The organism is Microcystis sp. M49636_WE2 (assembly GCF_030065375.1).
GTDB lineage: Bacteria > Cyanobacteriota > Cyanobacteriia > Cyanobacteriales > Microcystaceae > Microcystis > Microcystis aeruginosa_C.
In genome coordinates this window covers 1-4146 of sequence record NZ_JASJFG010000249.1, presented here as the reverse complement: position 1 = coordinate 4146, position 4146 = coordinate 1, and the positions used below count along the sequence as shown (strand labels likewise).

At 48.3% G+C, this 4146-nt stretch carries 4 protein-coding genes and 1 pseudogene; 1 reads left to right on the top strand and 4 read right to left on the bottom strand.

The annotated features are described in order from the left end of the window. Window positions 1–207: 207 nt before the first annotated feature. From PX484_RS05990 to PX484_RS05975, 4 genes are all read right to left on the bottom strand, one after another. Window positions 208–693 carry a bZIP transcription factor gene (locus PX484_RS05990; protein WP_287768407.1) on the bottom strand — a complete coding sequence of 162 codons (486 nt, stop codon included), beginning with the start codon at window positions 691–693 and terminating at the stop codon, window positions 208–210. Window positions 694–702: 9 nt separating this feature from the next. Beyond that, window positions 703–1503 (bottom strand): bifunctional hydroxymethylpyrimidine kinase/phosphomethylpyrimidine kinase, encoded by an 801-nt coding sequence (gene thiD, locus PX484_RS05985; protein WP_002801421.1) that lies wholly within the window; start codon window positions 1501–1503, stop codon window positions 703–705. Window positions 1504–1509: 6 nt separating this feature from the next. Further along, window positions 1510–2757, bottom strand: coding sequence for a cell division protein FtsZ (gene ftsZ, locus PX484_RS05980; protein WP_287768412.1), 1248 nt, complete (start codon window positions 2755–2757; stop codon window positions 1510–1512). A gap of 192 nt (window positions 2758–2949) precedes the next feature. Then, a complete protein-coding gene (locus tag PX484_RS05975) occupies window positions 2950–3771 on the bottom strand; it encodes a cell division protein FtsQ/DivIB (protein WP_287768414.1) in 822 nt (273 codons plus the stop codon). 245 nt (window positions 3772–4016) lie between these two features. Here PX484_RS05975 and PX484_RS05970 point away from each other — a divergent pair. Further along, window positions 4017–4146 (top strand): annotated as a pseudogene (locus PX484_RS05970) (peptidase S41); the annotation flags it as partial.

The following is a 4146-nucleotide window of genomic DNA, read 5'->3' as shown; positions in this document are numbered from 1 at the left end:
CTTGGATTTGGTGGGTAAAATGTATTCTAAGATACATTCCTTCTAGCGAGGGGGTGGAACGAACCACAAAGACACAAAGGACACAAAGATTGATCGATCATATTGTAAGTTAAACTTATCACACAGAACCTAGAAGAGCCACTTCCCTGACTGTTAAAACCGACTAAGGGCAAGAAATTAAGCTTAAAATGCCGAGGTGGTAGTCAATCAGTCGGTCGAACCCGGGTTTCTAGAGGCAGAAATAAGCCAAAAAGCCCCTAAACCGGAGGTAAGAACCACGACAATAATTGACCCGACCAATAACCAACTATTTTTAGAAAATGGCTGTTTTGAAGCAGTAACGGTGATGGGACGAGTGACCGGGATTTCTTCCTTAACCCGCAGCGAAGGAGAGGGAGGTGTAACCAAACGGGGAGGAACCGGGATGACGAAGGAGGGTTCCTCGACGGGATTCCTCTCAAAACTCTTTACCACTTTTTCTAATCGTCTTCCCTGATCAACTACTGTCTCGATTTCCTGACGTAATTGCCGATTACTCTTGACAAGTTGCTGGTTTTGTGCTTCTAGAAATTCCACCCGTACCTGGCTGGCCTGCAATTCTTTGACCAATTCTCGATAGACCGAGAGGGGAACCGAGGGGCGATCAGTGCAACTCTGGGGTACTTGGGGGGAAATACGCGGCGTAGTGGTCATGAATTTTGACTAATTTAGGGCTTTTAAGCGGTAAAAATGCCCCACAGGACCGGTTCCTTGACCGATAGGGAGGGAATGATCGAGGGCGTTAGTAACGTAATCCTTGGCTTTTTTCACCGCTATTTTCAGGTCATCACCCAAAGCGAGGTTAGCGGCGATCGCGGCCGATAGGGTACAACCAGTCCCGTGAGTATTATTGGTTTCGACGCTTCTGGTCTTAAAAGTTTCCCATTCCTGCCCATCAAAGCAGATATCAACCCCACGCAGCCGGCCTTTCATACCTCCTCCTTTCACTAATACCGGTGTGGCCGACTTCTGGAAAATAATTTCGGCGGCCGCTTTCATCGCCTCAAAATCATTGATCTCGATGCCACTTAAAAGCTGCGCTTCGTAACGATTAGGGGTAATAATCGAAGCCAGAGGAATTAAACTATTAAAAAGACTATCTAAAGCTCGATCATCAATTAATTTGGCTCCTACCCGCGAAACCATAACCGGATCCACCACTAAACTGGTCAAACGCCAGCGCTCGATCGCCTCGGCCACTGCTTCGATAATCTCGCTGCTGAACAGCATTCCTGTCTTGACCGCTTGCACACCCAGATCCCCGACCACGGCATCGATTTGGGCTGTCACCATTTCTGGACTTAAGGACTCGACGCGCTCGACCCCCAGGGTATTTTGGGCGGTAACGCAGGTAAGGGCGCAGGTCCCGTGAACTCGGTGGAAGGCGAAGGTTTTCAAATCAGCTTGAATTCCCGCGCCGCCACCACTATCGGAACCGGCGATGGTGAGGGCAATGGCAGTCATAGGAGGTTAGCGATCAAAAGGACGACGACGTTGCAAGAATTCGGGGATATCTAATCCTGCGGGTTTTGCTGGTTCGGGAGTCGGGACAGGACTAGGTGCGGGGGTATTGATCACCACCTTGTTAGTGGTGGGACGAGAGGGGGATTCGCCGGAAAAACCGGTGGCAATGACGGTAATTCTGACTTCTCCCTGCATTTTCTCGTCAATTACTGCCCCAAAGATGATATTAGCGTTGGGATCCACCACTTCATAGATAATTTCGGCGGCGGCATTGACTTCATGTAGGGTTAGATCTTGACCACCAGTGATGTTAAAGACTACGCCTTTCGCCCCTTCGATCGAGGATTCCAGTAACGGCGAGGAAATAGCAGCGATCGCTCCTTCCTTAGCCCGAGATTTTCCGGAACCGATGCCGATGCCCATTAGGGCCGAACCCGCATCGGCCATCACTGCCCGCACATCGGCGAAATCCACATTCACCAGACCGGGGATAGTGATAATATCCGAGATACCCTGTACCCCTTGCCGCAGCACATCATCAGCGACGCGAAAAGCCTCCTGTAGGGGAGTTTCGGCGGGTATTACCTGTAATAACTGGTTATTGGGGATAATAATCAGGGTATCGACCCGACTTTGTAAACCGCCCACCCCTTCATCGGCCTGATTAGTGCGACGACGACCCTCGAAGGTAAAGGGACGGGTCACAACTCCCACGGTCAAACAGCCGATTTCTTTGGCAATTTCGGCCACAATTGGAGCGGCCCCCGTTCCCGTGCCACCGCCCATGCCGGCGGTAATAAAGACTAGATCGGTTCCTTCCAATGCTTGGGCGATTTCATCCCGAGATTCTTCCGCCGCTTTCTGTCCGATGGCCGGATTGCCGCCCGCCCCTAGGCCTCGGGTTAATTTTGTCCCGATTTGTAACCTCTGGGGGGCGGAGGAATGGGCTAGGGCTTGCGCGTCGGTGTTAATTGCCCAAAATTCGATTCCGGTCACGCCACTGGCGATCATGCGGTTAACGGCGTTACAGCCCCCACCGCCGACCCCGATCACCTTGATCTTGGCGACATTGCTCGGCACGATGCGATTACTACGACTTTCTTCTCGGGGTGTCATCTGTGATTCATGGGGACGAGTAAATAATACTCCAGCATTATTCTGAGAGTAATGATTATCTTCGCTCATAGCTGAACTGGCATAATCGTTACTGTTCAGATTGGGATAGGTGGAAACAATTTCATTAATCGATGTCATTGGAATTGGAACACTATTAGTACAAGATTCTGTTATTGGTTTGATGAATCAGAGATGCAATGTTAACACTATCACTAATATTATGTCGGTTCCAGTATCTACATTATCAGTTTCTTGTTCATAAAATCATAATTTGGTTTTTTTGGCAATACATAAGGGGAATAATTGCAGTTATTTACTGATCAATTCCAGTTAATCCCTGCCAGTTGCCGTTACTTTGGCAACCCTAGGGGCTGGCTGCGGTTTTAATTGTACAGTGGGAGCATCGGGATTGCTCAGGTCAATGTAGATAATTCGCGCTAGAGGTATCTTGGATGACAATTGCCGTGATTGTACGAGAGCGGTTAATTTTTCCGGCAATCTATCTTTATAAAAACCTAAATAGACCTGTCCCAGTTCAGTTTTTAGTACAAGATTACTAGGATTGCGCCAATCGATGGCGGTAACTTTAATCGATAAGTTATCAATTAAGGGATAAATTTTTTGCCACTGTTGTTGATATTGTCGGTCGTAACCAAGCACTTCTAGGCTAGGTAATTGGCTTTTGGGTAGAGTTCGACCATAATAGTTTTGAGGAATTATCGTTCCGGTGGCATCTAAAAAACCTTGCTGTTGATGAGAACGCCAACGGGCAACAGGTTTTCTTTCTTGAATAGAAACAATCACTTTCGGGGGTAATAATTGCCGCTCGATCTTAACGTCGGCAATAGCGGGAATAGCCGCTAGTTTTGCTCGCAATTGATGGGTGGGTAATTCCCAGATAGATAGAGGATAGCTTAATTTTAGCCAAGCACGAATCGACTCGGACGACATTAATTCCGTGCCTTCGATTTCCACCTGTCCGGCCTTGGTAATTGTCCAATAGGGTGAAGTCATCCCCCAAGCTAATCCCGTCGCTAAACCACTAACCACCAGAAAGCGACCTAGAGCTTGCCACACCTTTGATCGCCTTTGGTGGCGCAGGTTTTGTCGTTTTTGTTCCAGGGAGAGGGAAGAAGGGATTTGATCGCTCATAGGGAAAATCCGGGACAGTTTTGCTGTTATCTTAGGTCGCGAGGTGGGCTGCTGGCAACTTGATCGCCACTCAAATAACCAGTTTGACAAAGAAAGAGATAATAAATGTTATAACAGTAGTAGTCTACAGGCGTTCTTTTGTCTGTCTCCAGTAAACCTAAACGCTCCTTTTTGCCAAGATATTTCGACGGTCAGCCAGAAAGAGCATTTCGGCAAGAACAGCCTAATTTATCTGAAAATTACCTATGGTTATCAACAAACGCGGACTTGTTCTCGGTGCTACAGCAGTGGTCCTGTCTACCGTCGCCGTCACGGGGGCGGGATTCCGTCTCTCCCAAAGTCAAGCTTTTTTTCAGGAAAGTCCCAAGGAAACCG

What these genes read in the sequence shown, in the direction of transcription:
- PX484_RS05990 (WP_287768407.1), bottom strand. Translation starts at nt 693, where the DNA reads ATGACCACTACGCCGCGTATTTCCCCCCAAGTACCCCAGAGTTGCACT.
- thiD (WP_002801421.1), bottom strand. Translation starts at nt 1,503, where the DNA reads ATGACTGCCATTGCCCTCACCATCGCCGGTTCCGATAGTGGTGGCGGC.
- ftsZ (WP_287768412.1), bottom strand. Translation starts at nt 2,757, where the DNA reads ATGACATCGATTAATGAAATTGTTTCCACCTATCCCAATCTGAACAGT.
- PX484_RS05975 (WP_287768414.1), bottom strand. Translation starts at nt 3,771, where the DNA reads ATGAGCGATCAAATCCCTTCTTCCCTCTCCCTGGAACAAAAACGACAA.